This is a genomic window from Flavobacterium orientale (genome assembly GCF_014638005.1).
Taxonomy (GTDB): Bacteria; Bacteroidota; Bacteroidia; order Flavobacteriales; family Flavobacteriaceae; genus Flavobacterium; species Flavobacterium orientale.
The window spans coordinates 452280-477800 of record NZ_BMFG01000001.1 but is presented as its reverse complement, the minus strand read 5'-3'; the positions used below and the strand labels follow the sequence as shown (position 1 = coordinate 477800).

Below are 25521 nucleotides of genomic sequence, written 5' to 3'. Positions count from 1 at the left end.
TTATTTTTGAACCTAAATCAAGAATTCATTTAATGAAGACTTTACTTCTTATTTTTTTAGGTGGCGGTATTGGTAGCGTATTTCGATATGCTACTTCCCTATTTGTACAAAAATTCTACACGGGAATAATTCCGTATGCTACTTTCATCACCAATATTTTAGGGTGTTTTTTAATTGGATTATTTGTTGGGTTTCTTGAAAAAAAACACGGACTTAATTCTGATTTAAAATATTTATTTATCACAGGATTTTGTGGAGGTTATACTACTTTTTCTGCTTTTGGAATTGAAAATTTTAATTTATTGCAAACTCAAAACACAGCCATAGCTTTTGTTTACATTGGCTCAAGCATACTGTTTGGTTTAGCAGCGGTTTGGCTTGGACTTTTTATCATGAAATGAGTTCATTTTATTAAAAAAATGTAACTTCGCATCCTATGAATAAAAATCAAATTGAACAGACCAAAAGTCTTCTGGAAAACCCAAAAAAAATTGCTATCATTCCTCATCGCAATCCTGATGGCGATGCAATGGGATCTACTTTAGCATTGTATCATTTTTTAAAACAACAAAATCATGATGTTTTTGTGATGGCTCCCAATGATTTTCCATCCAATTTGGCATTTCTTCCTGCATCGGAACAAGTTTTGATTTATGAAAATGATAAAGAAAGTAATTTAAAAAAATTAGAAGAAGCTGAGTTGCTATTCACCTTAGATTTTAATGCTCTACACAGAACCGGCGAAATGGGGCAGGTTTTAGAAAAACTCTCAGCTCCATTTATCATGATAGACCATCATGAAGCTCCATCAGATTATGCAACAGTTACATATTCTGATACTTCATTTGGTTCAACCTGTGAAATGATTTACAATTTTATTCTTTTTTTAGACGCAAAAGACAAAATTAATTTAGATGTAGCCACTTGCTTATATACCGGAATTACAACAGATTCAGGTTCGTATCGTTTTCCTAAAACCACTCCAGCAACACATCGAATTGTGGCTGAACTTTTAGAAAAAGGAGTAAAAAACTACGAAGTACACAATTTATTATTTGACAACAATTCATACAACAGCTTACAATTATTAGGAAGAGCTCTTCAGAATATGAAAATCATACCGGAGCTTAAAACATCCTATATCACTTTATCTCAAAAAGAATTGGACGAATTCAACTATGTTAAAGGTGACACAGAAGGCATTGTAAATTATGGGTTATCATTAAAAGGAATTATATTTACAGCCATTTTTATTGAAAATAAAGAAGAAAATATTATTAAAATTTCTTTTAGATCACAAGGCGATTTTGATGTAAATCAATTTGCCAGAAACAATTTTAATGGCGGTGGACATATCAATGCAGCAGGTGGAAAATCCTATGAAAACATGACCAACACCATCAATAAGTTTATCAAAATTATAAACACAATTCCTCAATTAAAAAACTAATGCGAAAAACATTTTCCATTTTATTTGTTGTTGGCACACTTTTAGTAATAGGCTGTAAAGAAAATGAAGCTCGACGACCTGTTTCGAGATCGGGTGGAACTTTTATAAAAGAATCGGTTCAACGAAACAAAAAGTTAGTTGGAAATGAAGAGAAAATTATTGATTCTATCATAAAAAGTACTCCAGAAATTAAATACTACAGTTCCACAAAAGGATTTTGGTATTTTTATGAAACGAGAAACGAAAAAGACACATTGACTCCAAAAAAAGGAGATGTTGCTTATTTTGATTATGAAATTAACGATTTATACAACAATGTAATTTATACCGAATTGGAACTTAGACCTCAAACCTATTTTGTTGACGAACAAGATATCATGATGGGACTTAGATATGGCATAAAATTAATGCGTAAAAATGAAAAAGTTACCTTTTTATTTCCTTCTCACATAGCTTACGGCTATTTAGGTGATAAAAATCGAATAGGACCAAATGTTCCTTTGCGATGCACAGTTTTGTTGAAAGATTTTAAAAAAAATGAATAACTATAACTAAAAACGATGAATTTAAAATTAATCTGTGGATTGTTAATTTCCACGCTACTGGTTTCTTGTTCTTCTAAATATGATCAATTAGGAGATGGTTTGTTTGCAGAAATTAAAACAAATAAAGGAAGTATCATTCTTCAATTAGAACATGAAAAAGCACCTGTAACGGTTGCCAATTTTATAACTTTAGCCGAAGGTAAAAACACCATGGTTACTGACGAAGCAAAAAAAGGAAAACCATTTTATAACGGTTTAACTTTTCATAGAGTAATCCCAAGTTTTATGATTCAAGGTGGCGACCCTGAAGGAAACGGCTCAGGTGGCCCCGGTTATAAATTTAAAGATGAAATAACCGACTTATTGCATGATAAAGGCGGAATTTTATCGATGGCGAATTCAGGTCCTGCAACTAACGGTTCGCAATTTTTTATCACACACATTGCAACGCCACATTTAGATGGAAAGCATACCGTTTTTGGTCATGTTATTGAAGGAATGGAAGTGGTTAACAGCATTGTTCAAGGAGATACCATTGAAACGGTGACAATTATTAGAAATGGTGAAGTGGCTAAAAAGTTTGATGCCGTTAAAATTTTTACAGAAGATTTTAAAAATGAGGCAGAACTTCAAAGCAAACTAGCTGAAGAAGAACGAATCAAAAAAGAAGCTTTTTTAGCCGAATTCAAAGAAACAATCGATGCCAAATTGAAATTCTTTGAAGAAACAAAAAAGACGGCATCCAAAACACAATCCGGATTAGTTTATAAAATAACTGAAAAAGGAAGTTCAAAAAAACCTACTATTGGTTCTACCGTATTTTTTAATTATACTTTATTTTTAGAAAATGGTGAATTGGTTCAAACCAGTATTGCTGAAGTAGCTAAAGCCTTCGGGAAGTTTGACCAACGTCAAGCTGATATGAATGGCTATCAACCTTTCCCGTTTGAATATGGACAAAAAACCGGATTGATTCCCGGATTCTTGGAAGGTGCTGAAAAAATGAATCTTAATGATAAAGCTATCTTATTTATTCCATCTTATTTAGGTTATGGTGAAGCCGGAATGGGCGAAGCAATCCCATCAAATTCAAACCTGATTTTTGAAATTGAAATGCTTGAAAAAGCACCACAATAATTTAATTTTATAGTTATGAAAAAAATAGTCTTAGTAGTTTCACTATTTCTTACCTTGAGTTTATTTGCTCAAAATGAAGAAGGTATTTTTGCAGAAATAAAAACAAAAAGAGGTGTTATTTTAATTCAATTGGAATATGAAAAAACTCCGGTAACGGTAGCCAATTTTATTTCACTTGCAGAAGGAACAAACCCACAAGTTGAGGAGAAATTTAAGAAAAAACCTTATTTTGATGGGTTAAAATTCCACCGCGTAATTTCTAAAACAAATGGTGATGCCAATGATTTTATGATCCAAGGTGGCGACCCAACCGGAACAGGTTCGGGTGGACCGGGATATAAATTTGAAGATGAAATAACCGACTTAAAACATGATGTTCCCGGAATTTTATCAATGGCAAATTCAGGTCCTGCAACTAACGGATCGCAATTTTTTATCACTCATATTCCAACACCACATTTAGATGGTAAGCATACTGTATTTGGCAAGGTAATAAAAGGCCAAGATGTTGTTAATGCCACTTTGAAAGATGATGTAATAGAAACAATAACTATCATTCGAAAAGGAAGTAAAGCAAAGAAATTTGATGCTCCAAAGATATTCGCTTCTCGAGACACTTATTTTGCAGAATTTAAAGCAAAAAAAGCGGCGTTAGATGCCGAAAAGAAAAAAATTGCCCTTGCTCCTTTCAAAAAAGACATGGATGCTAAATTGGCTTATTTTGCTAATAGCAAGAAAGACGCAGTAACTACTCCAAGTGGATTGCAATATAAAATCATTACTAAAGGAAGCGGTGTTAAACCGGAAGATGGTACAAAAGTATATGTTCATTATGCAGGGTTTTTTGAAGATGCTGAGTTATTTGACAGTAGCTACGAAGAGGTGAGCAAAACATTTGGAAAATTCAATCAACAAAAATCAAATGCTAAAGGCTACAGACCATTCCCTTTTCAATATGGAAGCAAAGGTGGCTTAATTGCAGGGTTTTTAGAAGCTTTAAATATGATGAATATTGGTGATAAATATTTGATTTTTATTCCATCAAATTTAGGTTATGGTCCTTCAGGTTTTGGTGGTGTAATTCCTCCTGATGCCAATTTAATTTTTGAATTAGAATTGCTGGAAACGCAACCTGATTAAAAACAAATACAATTCATAAAAAAACCGAAGTTTGAATAGCTTCGGTTTTTTTTATTTAAAATTTCCAGTCGAATTCGTCTTGATTTTTTACAATTGCTCCCATTTCAACTTTTATTACTTCGTCAAATTCTGATTGAATAATTAACCAGTTATCTTCATTAAAATAGTTGGTTACACTATCAAAAGTTTCTTGTTCAAATGTTTTAAACCCTTTTGAAGTTAAAAATGAAATCACCTCGGAAGTTGGTCTCCCAATAATTTTTTCGTCAAATAAGGTTAGATTCTGATTAGAAATTATGCAATAACCTAATTTGAAATCTTCATCTTCATAAAATGTCAAACGTGCTTTTAATTTAAAATACAAAGCAATTTGATTGCCATCTTCATCTTTAAAAACTACATCCGGTTTTCCATACACTTTTTCTACATCTTTTTGCTTCATACCAAAAAGAAGTTGCTCAAATCCGAATTTAGGTTTTAGTTCCATAATTAGTTATTTTGTTGAATGAGTTTTTTTGTAATAGTATTAAATCGATAAAATAAAAACAATGCGGCAGCGGTTAACCCGGCCAATAAACCTAACCAAACTCCAACAGCTTTTAATTCAGTGTAAAGTCCGAGATAAATTGAAATCGGAAAACCAATAATCCAATAAGCTACAAAAGTGATATACATTGGAATCTTTACATCTTGTAATCCACGCAAAGCTCCCAAAACAACTACTTGCAAACCATCTGAAATTTGGAACAATGCAGCAACTAACAATAAATTGGAAGCAATTGCTACCACTTCAAGGTTATCTTTCAAATATATGGCTTGATCTAAATCTAAGAAAGGCAAAGGCAATAACTTGTGAAAAACCACAAATATCAAAGCAAATAAAACTTCTAAAAGCATTGCCAATAAAAAGATGGAAACGGCAACAATTCGTAGTTTTTTATAATCTTGTAACCCTTTTTGATTACCAACTCGAATCATAGCTGCAACACTTAATCCCATGGCAAACATAAATGTCAAAGAAGCCAAACTCAATGCAATTTGATTGGCCGCTTGACTTGTTGTTCCGATAATACCACACAACCAAATGGCACCTGTAAACAAAGCCACTTCAAAAAACATTTGTAAAGCAGAAGGTGTTCCCAGATTGATGATTTTTTTTATCATCGATTTAGAGATTTCATCCCAACTAAATTTTTCAAAATAAGGATGGAATTTTGGCTTCTTTATCATCATATAATGCATAAATCCAAGCATTACAATTCGCGAAGTAATTGTTCCGATAGCGGCACCAACAATTCCCAGTTCAGGGAAAATCCAAATTCCGAAGATTAAAAAATAATTAATTACAACATTGACGATATTGCCTAAAATTGTGGCCCACATCGAATATTTTGTTTCACTTTTTCCATCGGCAAATTGTTTGTAAGCCTGAAACATAATCAACGGAATTAGTGAAAAAGCAACAATATCTAAATAGGGTTTTGCTAAGTTTACCACTTCTTCCGGCTGTCCCATAAAACTAATAATAGGTTTAGAGAAAAAGATAAGTAAAAACAAAATAACGCCTAATAATGTACACAAAAACAAACCGTTGTGAAAAGCACTCTTCCCCTTTTCTATGGAGTTTTCACCATCAGCTTCGGCAACAATTGGAGTTATGGCCGTAGAAAAACCAATTCCGAGTGACATTGCAATAAAAACAAAACTGTTACCTAATGAAACAGCCGCTAATTCTTTTGGCCCTAATTGTCCCACCATGGCGTTATCTACAATACCAACAACTGTATGGCCCAACATTCCAATAATGATGGGATAAGCCAGTCTAAGGTTATAATTAAACTCTTTGGTGTAGGTGCTGAAATTCATTTCTTTTATTTTCGAGGGCAAAAGTACGTAATTTGAAAAGATATACTTAAAAGAAAAAATTAAGAAAACATAATTTAAAAAGCATCAAAAAAAGGTTACTTTTAACTGACTAATATAATAACACTATTTTTTTGAAAAAAACTGTTTTCCCTTTTTTACCTATTCTTCTAATCCTTTTGGCTTCATTTTCATCAAAAGCACAAATTTCAAAAGATACAACGGCTCTTTCTGAAGTGATTCTTTTGGCTTCACCAATAAAAAATTCTGTTCAAAAAACAGCCCATTCAGTTTCGGTTTTAACCCAAAAAGACATCAATCAAAATGATGGTGTGATTTTAACCCCAATTTTGAATAGTATTCCGGGAATTTACATGCAACAAGGAGCGTTGAATACCAACAGAATAACAATAAGAGGAATTGGAGCTCGATCGCAATTTAGCACCAATAGAATTAAGGCATACTTTGAAGAAATTCCGCTAACATCTGCAGAAGGAGAATCGGTCATTGAAGATATCGAATTAGAAACAATGCAACGAATTGAAATCAGTAAAGGTCCAAATTCTACAAGTTTTGGAGCCGGTTTAGGCGGCGTGATTAGTCTTTTTGGTAAACAAACTCCTGCTGTGTCTTTTGCAAAAATCACCTCAACAATTGGAAGTTTTGGTATGCAAAAACAAACAATTTCCGGCGGAATAAATGATTCGAAATTAAATTTATATACCAATTATACCCATCTAAAAAGTGACGGTTTTAGAGAAAACAGTAACTATGACCGTCAATCTTTAAACCTATTTGGAACATATCAAATTTCACAAAAAGGTACTATGAATTTTATCGGAATTGCCACAAAATTAAAAGCTTATATTCCGAGTTCAATTAATGAAACCGATTTTGAAAACAATCCTGAAGTTGCAGCATCCAACTGGAAAGCAGCACAAGGTTTTGAATCGTATGATAAATTACTTTTAGGTTTGGGATACCAACATGATTTTTCGAAAAAATGGACATGGAACACAAGTGTTTTTTCAACTTTAAAAGATGCTTTTGAACCTCGTCCGTTTGATATTTTAAAGGATAAAAACACTAATTTCGGAATTCGATCAAAATTAAATTTTACTACACAATTATTACAATTTCCAACAAAGTTTAGTCTTGGAAGTGAATTTATGATAGAAAATTATTCCTTTTCATTATTTGAAAACCTATACCAATCGCAGCCGGGACAAGGAAGCATTCTAGGAGAAAAATTTAGTGGCATTTCTCAAAAAAGAAATTATGCTGATGTTTTCTTTCAAATGGAAATGCAACTCTCAGAAAAACTGCAATTGGAATCAGGAATCGCATTCAATAGTACTAATTATTCACAAAAAGATTCATTCAATCAGCAAGAAATGGAACGTGAAATCTATAATTTTCCAACCACATGGTCTCCGAGAATTGGAACATCTTATCAATTAAAAAAAGGACAAAATATATATGCTTCCATTAGCAAAGGGTTTTCACTTGCTTCGGTTGCCGAGACATTAACTCCTGAGGGAGAAATAAATACGTCACTCTTGCCTGAAATTGGAATTAACTATGAAATTGGTTTTAAAGGAAATTTTTTGCAAAATAAATTATATACAGAAATAGCTATTTATACTACTTCTATCAAAAATCTATTAGTGGCACAGCGAATTGCAGAAGATCAGTATGTTGGAATCAATGCAGGAAAAAGCAAACATCAGGGGATTGAATATTTGATTAAATATCGATTGTTATCATCAGATAAAGCTCAGATAAACACTTCTTTTTCAGGAACAATCAATCATTTTAAATTTATTGATTTTATAGATAATGACAATGATTTTTCAAATAACTACTTACCCGGAGTTGCAAATTTTCAATGGAATGTCGGACTGGATTTTACTACAGCAACCGGATTTAGTTTTACTTCAAGTTTTAGAAGCGTTGGAGGAATTTATCTAAACGATGAAAATTCAATCGCTACAGAACGATATAAAATTTTAGATTGTAAAACGAATTATTCTTTTGAGGTTGTGAAAAATTTAAAAATGGAAACTTTCTTTGGAGTTCAAAATAGTTTGAATGAAAAATATGCCGCTAGCATTTTACCAAATGCTGTTGGTTTTGGAAATGCACTTCCAAGGTATTTTTATCCGGGAAATCCGAGAAATTATTATGGCGGAATAAATCTAACGTATCAGTTTCAATAATTACTTTTTAACCGCTTGAACTTCTGAAACTGTTACCATTTTGGTTTGTTTATTCCCCCACGAATTCATGATATAATTCATCACATCTGCCACTTCCTCATCGGTCAAACCCATGGGTGACATCATGCCGTTATAATTTTTTCCGTTTACTTTTATAGGACCTGATTGACCGTATTTTACCGCGTGAATACTTTCTTTACGCTTATTCAACAACCAATCTGAAGCTGCTAAAGGCGGAACCGTTTCGCTGCCTTTCCCATTACCAAGATGGCATTGAATGCAAAAATCGGCATAAACTTCGTTACCGCGTTGAATGCTTTTTGTCAACTCATTATTTGATTGATTTAATGGTTGATACGATGAATTTTCATCTCCAAAAATCAAAATTCCAATGGTTACAATTACTATATAAAATCCTTTCATTATTTTTTTGGTACAATTTTGATAATTCCTTTTCCTTCCACAGCCATATAAATGTAACCATCCGGACCTTGTTTTACATCACGCAATCTGCCAATATCAGTTCCTATTTTTTGACGTCCAATCACCTTTTCGCCATCTAATTTAACCAATTCCAAATATTGAAAAACTAAAGAACCCACTAATAAGTGTCCTTTCCAATTTGGATAAATATCACCTGTAACAAATGTCATACCGCTCGGAGCAATAGAAGGAATCCAATAATAAATTGGTTGTTCCATTCCTTCTTTTTCAGTTAGATTGGAAATAATTGAACCGTTATAATCAATTCCGTAAGTGATAACCGGCCAACCATAATTTGCCGCTTTTTTTATAATATTGATTTCATCGCCTCCTCTTGGTCCGTGTTCATGTGTCCAAATTTTTCCGGTAACGGGATGCTTTGTCATACCTTGTGGATTTCTGTGACCATAAGAAAAAACAGCTTCTTTTGCCCCTTTTTGTCCAACAAACGGATTGTCTGCCGGAATTCTGCCATCATCATGCAAACGATACACTTTCCCGGCATCGCGAGTAATATCTTGTGGATTTTCCGGATGATTACCGCGATCTCCAATTGTGAAATAAAGATAACCTTCATTGTCAAAAGTGATTCTTGAACCAAAATGATGACCTCTAGTTGTATTTGGTGTTGCTTTGTAAAGTGTTTGAATTTGAGTTAAGCTTTGCCCTTCTAGTTTGGCACGAACAAGTTGAGTGTGTGCTCCTTTTTCTTCACCTTCTTCCGAAGAGTAAGTGATATAAATCCATCCGTTTTTATCATAATTGGGATGAACGGTGATATCTAACAATCCGCCTTGACCTCTTGCAACCACTGTTGGTACATTTGAAATTTCTGTTTTTGTTTTGTCTTTGATGTGATAAATTGCTCCTGATTTTTCAGTCACCAACATCGATCCGTCAGGTAACCAGGTCATTCCCCAAGGAATGGAAATATCGGTTGCTATTGTTTCAAAAGTATAATTTATTTCTTCGGGTTGCAGAACAACATCATTTGCTTTTTCTTGAGCTTTACAACTGAAAAGTGTAAAAAGTAGCAGTAAAATAAGTGGTCGTATCATAATTATTTTTTTTAAAAGTACATAAAAACGCAAAGAACATGTCCTAAAATTAAGCTAAAATTGAAATTAGAACGGATAACCAATGGCTAAATTAAATATCAAATTTTCTTTTCGCCAGCTACTGCTTCCAAAATTGATATCATCCAAAACCCAACGTTGACCGTCTGGCAAATAGGGTTTTCGGATAGGAAAAGCAAAGTCGGTTCGCAGTACTAAAAATGAAAAATCAAATCGAAGTCCAACTCCTGTTCCAACCGCAATTTCGTTTAAAAAATCTTTCGAAAACGTGGCACCCGGTTTGTTAGGATTGTCATTCATCAACCAAATATTTCCGGCATCAACAAACACCGCACCTTTTATGAAATTATAAATTTGAGCCCGGTATTCTGTATTGAATTCCAATTTCATATCACCTGATTCATCCGGTAAAAAAACACCTGTATTTGTAGAAGTGTCGTAAGTTCCCGGACCAATAGAACGAGCCCGGAAAGCACGAATACTGTTAGTCCCGCCAATAAAAAATTGTTTAATAAATGGCATTTCTTCCGAATTTCCGTATGCAAATCCGGCTCCAACAATGATTCGGCTGGCCAATTGTGATTCTTTTCCTAGTTTTAAATAATGACGAAATTCATTTTCAATTTTGACAAATTGACTAAATGGAACATTAAAAATTTCAACTTGTTTATCGTTTTTGACATCGGCTCCTGTAAGTAAACCGGTAATATTTCCTGAAAAATCAACACTTCCCTTAAAGTAAAAAGTATTCTTTTTTCTTCTTTGCATGGTGTTGGTATAAGTGTAAGAATAAGTGGGTCCAAAAATCAATTGTTTCTCGATAATTCGTTCTAACGACGGATTTAAATCAATTTGATCCCGATACAATTGTGTGACATTTTGTGGACTCGTATAGGTTATGTCCGACACCATAAGTTGGTGTTCTTTTCGCTCATTTTCTTTCCATAAATAACCAAAAGAACCTTTGAACGTTTGAAGAGCATACAATTTTCTTCGTTCTTGATATTCATAACCAATGGTTGCTTTTGTTCTAGGCACAAATCCACTTGATGAAACAAATTTAAACGGTGCAATAATTCTTGGCCAAACCAAACTGGCTTCAGTTCCTACACGATAAACATTGAAACCATTATTTTGTCCTGAAACTTGTACTTCCATCCCGCCAAAGGCAGAGATAGTTAACAATTCTGCACCTCTGAAAGTATTTCTGTTACTCCAATTAATATTTAATTCCGTTCCGGTGTAATTGGCTGAATTGGTTTTAGCCAACAATTCTGTTCGAATGGATTTTTTAGGCATCGGTGTTAAATAATAAAAAGTATTCAGATAATTCCCGGTGGTATCTGCTACTTTAAATTCGTTTTTCACAAACTTAAAAGTTCCCATACTTACCAAACGATTCAATGACAAATTGTGATCTGTTCTGTTATACAAATCATTCTTTTTGAAATACAAAGTCCGGTCAAAAATGCGAGGTTTAAATAAATTCTCTGAATCGATTATAGTAAAATCATTATGTTTAACGATTGAATCCGAGGTAATTCGAACACTATCATTTTGAATGGTATAATTGGGATAAACCACAATGTCTTTTATCCGAAATTGCTTTTTAGCTAAATCAGGTGTTTCCTCTTTTATCTTCAAAAATAAATCTACTTGATGTGGTGCCACAGTTGTGTCGGCTTGAACTAATAAATAATCAGCGTTAAAATAATAATATCCTTTTTCTTTTAAACGGGTATCAATACGAATTCGCTCTTCTTTTATGGTTTCTAAACTATAGCCTTGTTTTGGGCGTAATCTACTTCGTCTGGTTACATCTCTAATATCTTTTGCCAATTGTGTAGAATCATCCGGAAAAGTTACATTTCTAATGATGTATTTCTTTTTGGGTGTAACCGTATAAACTACGCTTGCTTTTTTATTTCTTCTAGTAGAATCGGAAGCAGTTTGAGCATTAAAATAGCCACTGTTTTCAACATAATTCTGCAAAACATCTTGGTTATATTGTCGATCCACTTGACTAAACAAAACCGGTGCTTCTCCAACTGTGTTTCTCAACCAGTGACGAAATCCTTTTTCTTTTTTTGGTTCGCCGGCAAGATTATAAAAATACAATTTTGGTTTTAAACCTAAAATGGACGAATTGGGTTTGGGGCGAAGTAAGTCTTCTAATTGATCTTTTAATTCTTTTTTCTCATTTCTTGAAATACTGTCTCCTTCAATTTTTACTTTTCCACCGGTGTATAATAATTCACCATCGGGCAAAAAACGGGTATTGCTACAAGAAGCAAAAAATGCAATTGTGAATAGAATAACTATGTTTTTGAAATTGTTCATCGGATTACTTTTTTGAGTGCTCTTCTTTTTTCTTACTGAAAATTTCTTTGAATTTATTATAATCAATGGTGACAATAAATGCCACACCGGTTTCAACCACTTCACCTAAAAGTGCCACTTGATAAAGGTTTCTTCGATAAGCTCTGACACGATAACGTCCATCTTTTGACAATTGATATTCTGCTGAAATATCGCCTGCAATATTTGAAGCATCTTGATTTTCTTGTTGTGGTCCTTCTAATCCGAAACTGCTTCCTACTGTAATTTTTAAGCGATCGTCTAATAATTTTTTAGAAAGTGCCACATTCAAATCGGTTCGGGTTTCGCGTTGTCCGGTGGTAAAATCGTCGGAGGAATCTAAATCAAATTCCAATTCAAAACCTTTGATAATATCTCCGGCTAAATTGTTCAGTTGTTGCGATAAAATTTTACTTGCACTCTCTCTTGCTAACGAAGAAGCAGTTGGACCACCTGATAAGGCAAACGGATTTTCTCCAACAAAACGGTTCAATAAAAGTAATGCAAAAACCTGTTTGTTCATTTCATCAGGTTGCTGACGAAGTTGAGCCAATCTGGTTTGCGTCATATTTATAATGTCGGTTGAAACATTGTTGTTTCCTTCCGGAAGCACAATGTTAAATGCAATATCAGGTTTCATTAAATCTCCGGTCATTATTAGTTCCGTTTCAAACGGAATTCGTTGCATGTAACGATTTCTAACATCGGCTGTAACCGCTCCCAATTGATCACTCACCAAATCTAAAGGCGAAGTTTCAGTTTTATAAATTGCCGTAATATTAATATTCGCCGAAGTTGGTTCACCTGTCCAAAGTATATAACTACCACTTTTTATATCAAACTTTCGTCTGATTAAATTAAAACTCATTTCATAACTACCTTCAGTAAACTCATATCTTCCTGTCAAAGTTGTTTTTCCCGAAGGATCAATTCCACCACTTAATTGAGCTTCGCCCTTTAACTTTAAAAAATCTCCATTTGCTTTATCAATAATGATAGAAAACTCAGCTTCTTTATCAATTTCGATGTTAACTGAAGCTAAAATTCCACGAATGGAACTTGTATTTAATGAATCTCTCAAGGCTAAAGAATCATCAAATAATTTCACCGTATTTGGATCAATGAATTCCACAATTCCTTCACGATCAGCAATGGAAGGATCCGATTGTGGTAAAACAACCGTAAATTTTGTGTCTTCATTTACCCTCAAAGTTCCATTCACTACCGGACTATTCATGTCGCCACGAATGTTTAATCTAGTGTCAACATACAATTCACCATAATATAAATCACTGTCTTTAGCCGTAGAATTTATAGCTTTAAAATTATCGGCAATAACTGCTAAATCAAATCGAAAATCACGATAGGTTGAAGTTAGAATGCTACCATTGATATTCAAATCATTGTCTTTTTCATCTTTAATTTCAAAATTGTCAAACACGATGGATTCACCGGTAAATTTGATTTGATCAGTAATGGATTTAAAACTGGAATTAAGTGAGGTGACTTTAAATCCGATTTCATTAAAGTCTAATGTTCCTATTACTTTGGGCTTATCAACTGTTCCTGAAATATCGAAATTTCCTGTAAAGAAACCTTTTCCATTCGTCAAATTTCCCATTGTAAATCCTTGAATACTTTTTAAATTCAATTTATCAATGGCTAATTTCATATCAAAACTACTGTCGCTCGTGCGATAAAAACCATTCAAATCCACTTTGTTATCTTGGCTGGTAATTGATACTTCAGCGTTGAAAGTAGCAGCGGTTTCGTTATTCACTTTTAATTTAACATCACCAACTGTATCTTTTTTGAAAGTGAAATTTTCTACAGTTAAATCGGAAGTAAAAATTGGGGTTGAATTAATGTTTCTAATATTGGCATTTCCATTAATTTTTCCGGTCATTTCTAACTGACTTCTTTGAGCAAAACTAGTTAACGTTTCTATCTCAAAATTATCAAAATCAATCGCAATTGGAGCATTCAAATTACTCGTTTCCGATTGAATAGTTAGTTTGTTTTCACCTTTTGAAAGATCAAAGTTGGAGGCATTAATGCCTTGTTGTCCAAAACGAATAAGATTATCCGCCGCCATTTGCCATTCGTTGTAATTTAAAACAAGTTTTTCTGAATCTAAACTCACTTCATTTAAACCGTTTTTAGCTTCCAATGTTCCGGCTACAAAATAACGTTCCTTTCCTTTATCATCTTGCAATTGTAAAGCATATTCTATTACATTATTTTCTGCCTTTCCGGTTAAACTGGTATGTGGAATTTGAAATTGTTCATTTTGAATATCATCCACAATCACGCTATAAACTAGTGCATTTTCTAGGGTATTCAAATCGATTACAGCATTTGTAATTGTAATTTTTCCATATTTAATCAATGGAATTTTTCCTTTCATGACAATGGAATCATTCACTGTGTTGTATCTTCCATCGATAGAAATAGGTTCTAAACCGGTTAAATCGGGAATTATTTTTTGCAGTATTGGTGTGTTTTTTACGGCTACATTAAAGGCAAAATGTTGTTCTTCCGTATTGTTTACTGTTACAGTTTCCGGTGAATTATAATATTTTTGAATAGAATTTGAAAGAGATGTTCCTATTTTTGATAATTTGTATTTACCTAAAATGGCGGCATCCAAAAATTGAGATTCGACTTGTATACTATTGTTTTCAGCGGTTGATGTTGCCGAAATTTTGATAGAGTCTAATGTAAATTGCTCCTTTTCGTTGGCCAAAACAAATTCATGCAAAACAACATCGCCATTCAAAAAATCAATGTCGGTCGATGCCATATCGGCTTCAACAATTCCTTTGAATCGGAATGGTTTATCCATGAAATTAAGTTTTTGCAAATCGACCATTTCTAAATTTAACGTTAATTTTCCGGTTGGATATTCGGTTTTAAAACTTCCTGAAGCAATTCCGTCAAAGGTGATATTTGGATCTTGACTGGCAGTTGTAATTTCAAAATCCCCATTTTGGATTGCTCCTTTTAATGAAACATTTTGGTACGTATAAGAATTGAAAGTCGCTTTGATTACTTCTAAATTCGCATCAGCTGAAGCGATTTTGGGTTCTAAACCAACTCCTTTTACATCGGCTTTTAAAGTCAGCTTTCCGATGGAATCATTTTTAATCAACTTCCCTAAATCAAATTCTGTTAAATCAATTTGAGCATCATATTTTTCGTTTCCTTTTTGGGATTGATCGAAAAGTGCGACCACTTTTGCATCACCAAAACTACTTTTCAAATTTAAATTGGTTTCAAAATCATTGATTAATCCTTTGAAATTCCCATTTAGATTGAAAGTTGAAGGTAGCTGAATGTTGGTAGGAATTGTATTTGACGGAACAAACGTTAAAACATCATTGGAAGTAGACTGAAATTGATCAATTGAAAGATCAAAATACGTTTTTTCAATATCGGGTAAACCGATAATGCTTCCGGAAAGTGATGCATTGGTTTGACCAATTCCGCTGATTTGAAAAAAGGGAATTTGTAGATTGCCAACTTTTCCTGAAAGTTCGGTATTTAATAACAAAATAGCATTTGGATGACTTTTAAACGGATTATCCTGAGCCAATTGCGGAGCAAAAAGCAATAAATCTTGAAAGGCTATTTTGGTTTGTAACAGTTTGGCACCTATCGCAATCTCACTCGGGTTTTCAGCCATTGATTCCAGCGATGTAAAACCTAAAACCAACTTATTTTTAATTTCGGTTTGTGGTGTTTTGATGAACAATTTTTCAAGTGAAATACCGGTTGGCGTCATCTTGAAATCAGTTGAAAACGATTGAATTTCTAGACCGCTTTTATCATTTACTTGAAACGAATGAATAGTAGCAGCCATGTCTTCGGTGGCATAGCTTAGCTTTGAAGCATCTAGATTTAGATTTTGAAGATGAAGATGCCTATAATCGATTCCTTTTGCGATTGGTATTGATTTTTCGTCGTCGAATTGAAAGTCTAATTTTTCAATTAAAATTTTATCCAGTTTCAATTTCCAATTGTTGGGAGTGTTTTCAGTTACTGATTCTTTTGTCACTTGTTCCTCAATTTTTCCAAAAACAAGGTTGGCTTTTGTTTGCTTTAAATCGAACGAAGCGATATCGATAAATTGTTTTTTTAAATCAATTTCGTTGAATTTGATCAGTAATTTTTCAAAAGCTAATCCGGTTTCCAGATAATTGGATTCATTCTCAAAACGAATATCGATTTTTCTTAAATCGACTTCGCCTATTCTTAATTTTAGGTTGGGTTCTTTTTTTGCATCTTCGGCCACTTCTTTAGTGTTTTGAAGCACTTGGCCGACACCTTGTTTCAACTTTAAGTTTAAGTTTTCAACCACTATTTTTGGCACTTCAAAATCCAAATTTTCTAAATCAAAAGATTTAACTCTTGTATCAAAATGACCTAATGTAAGGTTGAAATCGTTTTTTGTTAACGCATCTTTGAAACTGAACTGAATGTTATTCAAATCAATTTTATCTAAAAGAATTTCAGTTGATTTTGATTCTTCTTTAGGTTCTTCAGTAGCGAAAGCATTGATGATGTAATCAAAATTGAATTCCCCTTTTTCATTTCGATTGATGTTGGAAACGATGCCTGTTAGTTCAATATTTTCAATTTCAACTTTGCTACGGATGAGTTTGAATAAACTAATGTTGACCAATACTTTTTCACCATATAAAAGTGTATCTTTTTGTTGGTCTTGAAGATAGATTCCTTCTACGATTACGTTTTTTGGTAAACCGATTTCAATTTTATCAATGGAAACTTTGGTTTGAATTTTTTCTTCAAGGTAGGAAACCGCTTTTTCTTTAACAAAATTTTGCACAGCAGGAACTTGAAGCAAAATCACCAAAAGCAAAAAAACAAACACAATGGAACCCAGTATCCAAAGGAATATTTTTAGTACTTTTCTAAAATTCTTTTTCAAAATTTGCCGATTTGGTTAAAGATGTTTTTTGATGAAATTTTCTATTAGAAAAAACCAAACACCTAACAAAGATAGTTTTCTGAAAGTATAAATGTTTATAGAATTATAATGTTTTGTTATAGAATTTCTTGTCTACTGAAAAATGTTAATGGCACGATTTCCGCCAGGGATAGCAGCGAAAATCCCGGAGAGCCAAAACACAAAAAAACTTGGCTCAAAAAAGCGACCGGAGGAAGCTCTTTTTGGGACTTAGTTTTTTGTGTTTTGGCTTGAGGAATTGTAGCGGAAAGCCCGGTTGTGCGGCCAAAAAAAATTACTTTTCAGCCTTCAACATATCACGATACATGGCAATATTTTCTTTGACTTTATCGTCTAATTCAGGTTCTTTGATGTCTGTTATTTTTGATAATTCATCAAGAATTGTTTTTGCTACAATATATCGGGCTGTTTCTTTGTTATCGGCAGGAACAATGTACCAAGGAGCATGTGATTTTGAGGTTTTGTTGATGGCTTCTTCATAACATTTTTGGTAGTCATCCCAAAGAGCTCTTTCTTTCAAATCACCGGGCGAAAATTTCCAATTGTGCTTCTCGGTTTCTAATCTTCGAATCAATCGTTCACGCTGTTCTTCTTTGCTTAAATGTAAAAAAAACTTCAATATCACAACGCCATTTCTGGTAATGTGTTTTTCAAAATCATTGATGCTTTCAAATCTTTTCTCCCAAAATTCAGGAGTTATGTCGTCTACCGATTCGATACCCGGAATATTTTCATTCATAATATAATAGGGATGCACTCGCGTCACTAAAACATTTTCATAATGGGTTCTGTTAAAAACTGAAAACTTTCCTTTTTCGGGCAAAGCCAAATAATGCCGCCACAAAAAATCGTGTTCTAACTCTGTGGAATGAGGTGTTTTAAAACTGTGAACCACAACACCTCTGGCATTGATTTCTTTGAAAACTTCGCGAATCAAACTGTCTTTTCCGGCAGTATCCATTCCTTGCAAGCAAATCAAAACACCATAGCGATTGTGAGCATACATTATGTCTTGAAGTTTACTCAACTTTTCACGCACTTTTTGAATTTCTTTTTCTTTTTTCTTTTCAGAGGTTTCAACATTAAAAAAGGTTGGAACGTCTTTGAGATGTATGGGTGCCGCAACTTTAAATTGGTCCGGATTAATGCTTTTCATAGTAAAACAAATTATAATGTTTAAATTTATACCAAAATACGAAAAATTATGCAGAACTTTCAGTTAGAAGTTTTTTTACATATTATAGGAATTGGAGCCGCTTCAGGTTTAGTTTTTACTCAAAACGAACTTTTTTTAATCTCAGACAGTAGTTCTTATTTATACAATTATTCCTTTGAAGATGAGAAACTTAATAAAATTGCTTTGATAGAAAATGCTTCAGAAAATATACCCAAAAAAGAAAAACCTGATTTTGAGTCAATCACTTTATTCAACAATCAACTTTATATTTTTGGTTCGGGATCGAGTGAAAATCGCAACGCACTTTATATTTATAATCTGAAAAACGAAACCGTTAAAGAACGAAATATTAAAATTCAACACGATAGTTTGAAAATTAAATCGGGAATTTCGGCAGAAGATTTCAATATTGAAGGCGTTGTTTATCATCAAAACAAAACCTTACTTTTTCAGCGTGGAAATGGTAAAGGAGGAAAAAACGGTGTGTTTATTTTGGATGAACAAAAAAAAGAGGTCCGTTATCAACAAATTGATTTGCCAAAAATTAATGGTGTTGCAGCTACCTTTACTGATGCTGTTTTGGTTTCAAATACTATTTATTTTTTAGCTTCGGCAGAAAATTCAAATTCCACTTTTGACGATGGTGAAGTTATGGGAAGCATTATCGGGAGCTTAACCCCCGAGAGTTTAGAAATTAATTTTACTCAAAAAATTTCAGATACTCACAAATTTGAAGGTATTACATTTTTTAGAAAACAAGATACCATTTTAGAATTTTTGCTTTGTGAAGATAACGATTCGGATGTATTAGAATCTACTATTTACAAACTGACATTACATCAATAAAAAAACTGCCAACATTAAAAATGATGACAGTTTTATAATTTAATTCCGGAAATTATTTTTCAATTTCTCGAAGGTTTTCCATTTTTTTCATGGCCAAGAATCCTTTGATGTCTTCAAAATGTTCTTTGACGCGTTTGTTGCCAAATTCAAAGACTTTGGTCGCCAAGCCATCAAGAAAATCACGGTCGTGTGAAACGAGAATCAACGTACCATCAAAATCTCGCAACGCATCTTTAATGATATCTTTGGTTTTCATATCTAAGTGGTTGGACGGCTCATCAAGAATGAGCAAATTCACTGGTTCGAGCAATAATTTTATCATGGCCAAACGGGTTTTTTCGCCACCGGAAAGCACTTTTACTTTTTTGGTGATATCGTCTCCATGGAACATAAAAGCTCCAAGTATGTTTTTTATTTGCGTTCGAACGTCGCCCACGGCAATGTCGTCGATGGTTTCAAAAATGGTTGCATTTTCGTCTAATAACGACGCTTGATTTTGAGCAAAATAACCAATTTGTGCGTTGTGACCGATTTCTACGCTTCCACCGTTGATTTCGATTTCTTTCATAATGGCTTTGATCATGGTTGATTTTCCTTCGCCATTTTTACCAACAAAAGCAACTTTGTCGCCTCTTTCAATAACGATGTTGGCATCTTTAAAAATCAGTTTATCGCCATACGATTTTTCTAAATCTTTAACGATTACGGGATATTGACCCGAACGAATAGCTGGCGGAAACTTCAATTTTAATGCCGAGGTATCGACTTCATCTACTTGAACCAAAACAAGTTTTTCAAGCATCTTTACTCGGGATTGAACGGCATCTGTTTTAGAGAATGTTCCTTTGAAACGATCGATAAACGTTTGATTATCGGCAATCATTTTTTGCTGTTCGTCGTAGGCTTTTTGTTGATGAATTCTTCTGTCTTTTCTAAGTTCTAAATAATGGGTGTATTTTGCTTTGTAGTCATAAATACGTCCCATTGTAACTTCAATGGTTCGATTGGTGATGTTATCTACAAAAGCTCTATCGTGTGAAATGACCACAACTGCCTTGGCTGAATTGATTAAAAACTCTTCTAACCATTGAATGCTTTCGATATCCATATGGTTCGTTGGTTCATCGAGAAGAATCAAATCGGGTTTGCGTAGAAGGATTTTGGCTAACTCAATTCGCATTCGCCAACCTCCGGAAAATTCGGAAGTTTGACGGGTAAAATCACTTCTTTCGAATCCTAATCCGGTTAATATTTTTTCAACTTCGGCTTCATAATTGATCTCTTCAATGGCATAAAATTTCTCGCTCAAGTCGGAAACTCGTTCAATTAACTTCATGTAATCATCACTTTCATAATCGGTTCGGATGGTTAACTGCTCATTGATTTCATCGATTTCAGCTTTCATTTTGAAGATTTCTCCAAATGCTTTTGAAGCTTCTTCCATGACAGTTGAACCATCTTGCGTTAACAAATGCTGAGGCAAATAGGCAACCACGGCATCTCTTGGTACAGAAACATTTCCGGTGGACGGTTTGCTTTCTCCTGCAATTATCTTTAAAAGTGTCGATTTGCCGGCACCGTTTTTTCCCATCAAGGCAATTTTGTCGTTTTCATTGATGGCAAAAGAAACATCGCTGAACAAAGTGGTTCCGCCAAAGTGAACGGAGATATCGTTTACTGTAATCATTTTAGAGTGTTGGATTTTTAGTTCCGATAATTATCGGAATCGATTTTTGGATTTTCGAATGTTCAAATTTTCAAGGTGCAAATATAATCGATTTGTGGAATCTTGAAGTTTGAAAATGATAATTAGTAAGACAATTATTTTTGGTATTGATAAATTGCTTGAACTATTCTTGAAAAATAGATAATAAGTAAGCCAATGTAATCATAATCAAGCTCAGACCTTGTTTTTTTATTTAATTTTACGGTCTCAATCAGCCAATAAACCTATGCCTTTATTTGACTACAGTTTTCTAGGGAAGATTATTCCGCAACAAAAGCATAAAAAAAGCTATCGGAAAGCAAAACAAACTTATTTGAACAGAATTCGTTTGGCGATGTCTTTTTTTTATTTTGGTATGGGATTTTGCTTTGCTTCTTGGGCAAGTAGAATTCCGGATATAAAATCATTTTTGGATTTAAGTGAAGGAGAATTAGGTACTATTCTATTTGCTCTTCCAATCGGACAATTAACAGCTATGCCTTTTTCAGGAAAAATAGTTACGCGTTTTGGAAGTAGAAAAGTATTGTTGTTTGCCTTACCATTTTATGCATTTTGTTTAACCAATATTGGTTTGGCAGAAGAAACTTGGCAATTAGCATTGGGGTTGTATTTGTTTGGAGTTTGCGGAAATTTCAGTAATATTTCCATCAACACACAAGGTGTTTATACAGAACAAATTTTCAGAAAGCCAATTATGGGTTCGTTTCACGGTTCATGGAGTTTAGCCGGTTTTTTTGGAGCGTTAGTTGGTTTGGTGATGATGGCTTTTGAACTTTCTCCGTATCAACATTTCATTATTGTTTTTGGAGTTGTGGGTTTAATCATTTTTATCAATTATCGTTTTTTAATTAAGGTGAAAGCAGTTCAACAAGCAATTGATATTGCAAAACCAAAATTCAAAATGCCGGATAAATCGTTGATTTGGCTTGGTGTAATTGGTTTTTGTTGTTTAGCTAGTGAAGGAATTATGTTTGACTGGAGCGGTGTTTATTTCAAAGATGTAGTAAAAGCACCCGGGTCTTTGGTTATTTTAGGTTATACTTCATTTATGATTACAATGGCTTCCGGAAGATTTTTGAGTGATATTTTAGTTAAAAAATACGGGGCACAAAAAATACTCCTTGTCAGTGGAATCACTATTTCCTTGGGATTGTATACTGCTGTTGCTTTTCCATTTTTGATTCCGAGTACCATTGCATTTATGATGGTTGGGTTTGGCGTTTCGAATGTCATTCCAATCGTTTACAGCACAACAGGACGAATTACAACATTACCAACAAGCGAAGCTTTAACCATTGTAACCGGAATTAGTTTCTTAGGATTTTTAATGGGACCACCCATTATCGGTCATATTGCTGAACTGACCAGCTTGAGGTATTCGTTTGCTTTTATTGGAGTTTTTGGCGTGTTTATTTCTGTTTTAGCTTATTATTTGAAGATTTTTAGGTGATATAAATTTAAACCATTGAAATTAAGGTTCTTTAAGAAACTATTCAAAGGAATTACTTTTTAATTTAAACCTGTCAGGTCCAAAAGTAAATTTTAAATACTCATCCTAAACTTCTCCACAACTTCTGCTACTTTACCAAAGTGTCGTTCATCAATAAACAATTCTACAGCTAAATCTAAGTTGCCAAAACCACCCAAACGAGCAGATTGAATATTATCTTTTTGGAGTACTTCTACGCCAATTTCTTCTATTTTTTCTTTTAATGCGGAAGCTAAAATTTGACTTCCGGAAAATATTTTCATCATGCCCATTTTTAAAAAGGTTAAGGGTTATAGGTAATTGGTAAAAGGTTTATTCTGCTTCGAAAAAAACGGGTTCTATCATGATTTTATCAGCGAGAACTTCTACTCTTTCGGTTATGGTTGAACAGAAGAAAACCCGTTGTGTTTTTTCTACACTTAATGAAAGTCTAAGAATGATAGCATCCATTCGATTTCTAAACATCACTTCGGCATCATCCACCACAAATATTTTAATGGTATTCATATTGAATCCGGCAGATGCAAACATATCGTTAATCTTAGTGGGTGTTCCAATCAAGACATCCATTCCCAAAGAAATTTGATTTTTATCAAAATCAATATCACCTCTTTCATGAACACCAATGACACGTAAATCTAAAAAGTCACCAAATTTTTCAAATAAATCAACCATTTCGGTTACTTTATCTCGGTTTTCTACAACAATTAAAGCTCTTGTACTTTCGCCGACTGCTTTTTCCAATCGTTGAATAACATTAAGTACTAAAGTAGTTGTTTTTCCACTTCCGGCAGGCGATTGAATAACCGCATCTGCTCCACTTTTTAAAGTAGAAAATGTTTCTTGTTGAATTTCATTCGCTTCAGTCAAACCGCATTCGATAAGAGCTTGCTGAAGTTTTGGGTTTATTTTTTTTAGTTGCATATTTTTTAAAAGGTGATGAGTGATGGGTAATGGGTAATGGGATCTCTTTTCACCTATCACCAATTACCTTTTACCATTTTTACTTACTGGCAAACATCTTCACATCATTCTCCGAAATTTCACTTCCGCCAAGAATAATCAAACGTTCTACCACGTTGCGAAGTTCGCGAATATTTCCCGTCCAATCGTATTCTTGCAATAATTTAATTGCAGCTGTAGTGAATTGTTTTGCCGTGTTGCCTTGTTCTTCTGAAATTTTATAAGCAAAATGCTCAATCAATAACGGAATGTCATCTCGTCTTTCGTTTAAAGCCGGAACTTTAATTAAAATAACCGCCAAACGATGATACAAATCTTCACGAAAACGACCTTCTGCAATTTCTTTTTGTAAATCTTTGTTCGTTGCAGCAATGACACGAACATTTACTTTTATGTCTTTATCAGCTCCGACTCTTTGCACTAAATTTTCCTGTAAAGCTCGCAATACTTTCGCTTGAGCGGCTAAACTCATATCACCAATTTCATCCAAAAAAATCGTTCCGCCATCAGCAGCTTCAAATTTTCCGGCACGGTCTTTAACCGCAGAAGTAAAGGCTCCTTTTACATGACCAAATAATTCACTTTCGATTAATTCAGAAGGAATGGCCGCACAGTTCACTTCCACAATTGGAAAAGAAGCACGTTCACTCTTTTCATGCAATTGATGAGCAACCAACTCTTTTCCTGTTCCGTTTGGGCCGGTAATCAAAACACGGGCTTCTGTTGGAGCCACTTTTTCAATCATCTCTTTAATATGATTAATTGGCTGTGATTGACCAATCATCTCATAATTTTTGCTGACTTTCTTTTTTAGAATTTTATTCTCAACAACCAGTTGTTTTCGGTCTAATGCATTTCGAACTGTATTTAATAATCGATTCAAATCCGGTGGTTTTGAGATATAATCAAACGCTCCCAATCGCATCGTATTGACTGCCGTTTCCAAATCACCATGACCGGAAATCATGACCATCGGAATTTCAGGTTTAATTTTTTTAACGGCTTCGAGCACTTCTACCCCATCCATTTTAGGCATTTTGATGTCGCAAAGCACTAAATCGTAGTCTTCATTTTTAATTTTTTCAATACCCGAAAGTCCGTCTTCGGCTTCTTCTACTTGATACGTATCATTTTCTTCCGAAAGAATTTTGATTAACACTCTTCGAATGGCTGCTTCGTCTTCAATAATTAATATTTTTGGCATAATTCTGTTTTTATTTTAAAATTTGGGTTGAAATAAATGAACATCGCGTTGCGGAAACGGAATAGAAACTTTATTGGCTCTAAATTGTTTGTCAATTTCAAATCGGAGTTCGCTTTTAACTCTTGGAACTGTGAAGGCATCATCTACAAAAAAGTAAACCGCAAAATCTAATGACGAATCGCCAAAATCTTCAAACATCACAACAGGTTCAGGAATTTTTAAAACACTTTCATGTTTAGTCGCACAAGCAATCAAGATTTGTTTTACCAATTCCGTATCGGAGCCATAAGCCACTCCAACTTCAATATTTTCGCGAATGATGTTGCTGTTTTGCGTCCAATTGAACAAAATATCGGTTAAAAATTTATGATTGGGAATCACCATTACACGCTGATTTCTAGTAACCGCTTTGGTAGAACGAAGGCTTATTTTTTCAACTTTACAAACTTTTCCATCTATTTCAATGATATCACCCACTCGTAATGATTGATCTAAAATTATTAAAATTCCGGATATTAAATCTTGAAAAAGTTGTTGCAAGGCAAATCCTAATCCTAAAAAGATGGCTGCAGATGCGGTTAATAACACACTAATATTTACTCCCGATGCATTGAGCGTAAACATGATAACAAAAAGATAAACTAAATATTGAACAAATTGAAAAATACTGACAAACTTGTTTTTATCTTCATCCGGAAGATTCCTTGTTATAACTTTTCTAATAAATTTTAGTAAGTAACTTGTAATTAAAAAGGCTACTATCAATGCAATAATAGCTCCTAATGTCAGATTAACATCTTCAGTTTTTATTAGACTTAGTCCTAAAATGTCTTTTAATTTTTCAATAATTTCCAT

General features: G+C 33.7%; 20 protein-coding genes. 8 read left to right on the top strand and 12 right to left on the bottom strand.

Going from position 1 to position 25521, the window contains the following annotated elements:
• Nucleotides 1-32: 32 nt before the first annotated feature.
• The 5 genes from crcB to IEV15_RS02060 are packed head-to-tail and all read left to right on the top strand — an operon-like array spanning nt 33 to nt 4272.
• On the top strand, nt 33-401 hold the full coding sequence (gene crcB, locus IEV15_RS02080; RefSeq protein WP_188360832.1) for a fluoride efflux transporter CrcB: 369 nt from the start codon (nt 33-35) through the stop codon (nt 399-401).
• 35 nt (nt 402-436) lie between these two features.
• Nucleotides 437-1450 carry a DHH family phosphoesterase gene (locus IEV15_RS02075; RefSeq protein ID WP_188360831.1) on the top strand — a complete coding sequence of 338 codons (1014 nt, stop codon included), beginning with the start codon at nt 437-439 and terminating at the stop codon, nt 1448-1450.
• Nucleotides 1450-1995: a gliding motility-associated peptidyl-prolyl isomerase GldI gene (gene gldI / locus IEV15_RS02070; protein ID WP_188360830.1), complete on the top strand. Its 546-nt coding sequence runs from the start codon at nt 1450-1452 to the stop codon at nt 1993-1995. The genes IEV15_RS02075 and gldI overlap by 1 nt, the downstream gene beginning before the upstream one ends.
• A 15-nt stretch (nt 1996-2010) precedes the next feature.
• Complete coding sequence (locus IEV15_RS02065; protein ID WP_188360829.1) at nt 2011-3132, top strand: peptidylprolyl isomerase; 1122 nt, start codon at nt 2011-2013, stop codon at nt 3130-3132.
• A gap of 15 nt (nt 3133-3147) precedes the next feature.
• On the top strand, nt 3148-4272 hold the full coding sequence (locus tag IEV15_RS02060) for a peptidylprolyl isomerase (RefSeq protein WP_188360828.1): 1125 nt from the start codon (nt 3148-3150) through the stop codon (nt 4270-4272).
• A 55-nt stretch (nt 4273-4327) separates the two neighbouring features.
• Here the strand turns inward: IEV15_RS02060 and IEV15_RS02055 are convergent, their stop codons facing one another.
• On the bottom strand, nt 4328-4759 hold the full coding sequence (locus tag IEV15_RS02055; protein WP_188360827.1) for a hypothetical protein: 432 nt from the start codon (nt 4757-4759) through the stop codon (nt 4328-4330).
• Nucleotides 4760-4761: 2 nt separating this feature from the next.
• Nucleotides 4762-6138, bottom strand: coding sequence for an MATE family efflux transporter (locus IEV15_RS02050; RefSeq protein ID WP_188360826.1), 1377 nt, complete (start codon nt 6136-6138; stop codon nt 4762-4764).
• 131 nt (nt 6139-6269) lie between these two features.
• Between IEV15_RS02050 and IEV15_RS02045 the strand changes: the two genes are divergently transcribed.
• On the top strand, nt 6270-8354 hold the full coding sequence (locus tag IEV15_RS02045) for a TonB-dependent receptor family protein (protein WP_229734074.1): 2085 nt from the start codon (nt 6270-6272) through the stop codon (nt 8352-8354).
• Here IEV15_RS02045 and IEV15_RS02040 read toward each other — a convergent pair whose 3' ends face one another.
• From IEV15_RS02040 to IEV15_RS02020, 5 genes are all read right to left on the bottom strand, one after another.
• Nucleotides 8355-8777, bottom strand: a complete 423-nt coding sequence (locus tag IEV15_RS02040; RefSeq protein WP_188360825.1) for a c-type cytochrome — start codon at nt 8775-8777, stop codon at nt 8355-8357.
• The gene (locus tag IEV15_RS02035; RefSeq protein WP_188360824.1) at nt 8777-9895 is read right to left on the bottom strand and encodes a PQQ-dependent sugar dehydrogenase; all 1119 of its coding nucleotides are present in this window, start codon (nt 9893-9895) and stop codon (nt 8777-8779) included. Before IEV15_RS02035 ends, IEV15_RS02040 begins: the two co-directional genes overlap by 1 nt.
• A 66-nt stretch (nt 9896-9961) precedes the next feature.
• Nucleotides 9962-12253, bottom strand: coding sequence for a translocation and assembly module lipoprotein TamL (gene tamL, locus IEV15_RS02030; protein ID WP_188360823.1), 2292 nt, complete (start codon nt 12251-12253; stop codon nt 9962-9964).
• A gap of 4 nt (nt 12254-12257) precedes the next feature.
• Nucleotides 12258-17222, bottom strand: a complete 4965-nt coding sequence (locus IEV15_RS02025) for a translocation/assembly module TamB domain-containing protein (RefSeq protein ID WP_188360822.1) — start codon at nt 17220-17222, stop codon at nt 12258-12260.
• A 313-nt stretch (nt 17223-17535) separates the two neighbouring features.
• Complete coding sequence (locus IEV15_RS02020) at nt 17536-18417, bottom strand: PPK2 family polyphosphate kinase (protein WP_188360821.1); 882 nt, start codon at nt 18415-18417, stop codon at nt 17536-17538.
• Nucleotides 18418-18465: 48 nt separating this feature from the next.
• On the opposite strand from IEV15_RS02020, the gene IEV15_RS02015 reads away from it, so the two are divergent.
• Entirely contained in the window at nt 18466-19284 is an 819-nt protein-coding gene (locus IEV15_RS02015; protein ID WP_188360820.1) for a DUF6929 family protein, read from the top strand.
• A 52-nt stretch (nt 19285-19336) separates the two neighbouring features.
• Here IEV15_RS02015 and IEV15_RS02010 read toward each other — a convergent pair whose 3' ends face one another.
• Nucleotides 19337-20971 (bottom strand): ABC-F family ATP-binding cassette domain-containing protein, encoded by a 1635-nt coding sequence (locus tag IEV15_RS02010; RefSeq protein ID WP_188360819.1) that lies wholly within the window; start codon nt 20969-20971, stop codon nt 19337-19339.
• Nucleotides 20972-21236: 265 nt separating this feature from the next.
• Here IEV15_RS02010 and IEV15_RS02005 point away from each other — a divergent pair, with 265 nt between their 5' ends.
• Nucleotides 21237-22460 (top strand): MFS transporter, encoded by a 1224-nt coding sequence (locus IEV15_RS02005; RefSeq protein WP_188360818.1) that lies wholly within the window; start codon nt 21237-21239, stop codon nt 22458-22460.
• Between the two features lie 92 nt (nt 22461-22552).
• On the opposite strand, the gene IEV15_RS02000 is transcribed toward IEV15_RS02005, so the two are convergent.
• The 4 genes from IEV15_RS02000 to IEV15_RS01985 form a co-directional block, all read right to left on the bottom strand.
• The gene (locus IEV15_RS02000; RefSeq protein ID WP_188360817.1) at nt 22553-22771 is read right to left on the bottom strand and encodes a putative signal transducing protein; all 219 of its coding nucleotides are present in this window, start codon (nt 22769-22771) and stop codon (nt 22553-22555) included.
• A gap of 40 nt (nt 22772-22811) precedes the next feature.
• Nucleotides 22812-23423: a DEAD/DEAH box helicase gene (locus IEV15_RS01995; protein WP_188360816.1), complete on the bottom strand. Its 612-nt coding sequence runs from the start codon at nt 23421-23423 to the stop codon at nt 22812-22814.
• Between the two features lie 79 nt (nt 23424-23502).
• Nucleotides 23503-24666, bottom strand: a complete 1164-nt coding sequence (locus IEV15_RS01990) for a sigma-54-dependent transcriptional regulator (RefSeq protein WP_188360815.1) — start codon at nt 24664-24666, stop codon at nt 23503-23505.
• A gap of 15 nt (nt 24667-24681) precedes the next feature.
• On the bottom strand, nt 24682-25521 hold the full coding sequence (locus IEV15_RS01985; protein ID WP_188360814.1) for a mechanosensitive ion channel family protein: 840 nt from the start codon (nt 25519-25521) through the stop codon (nt 24682-24684).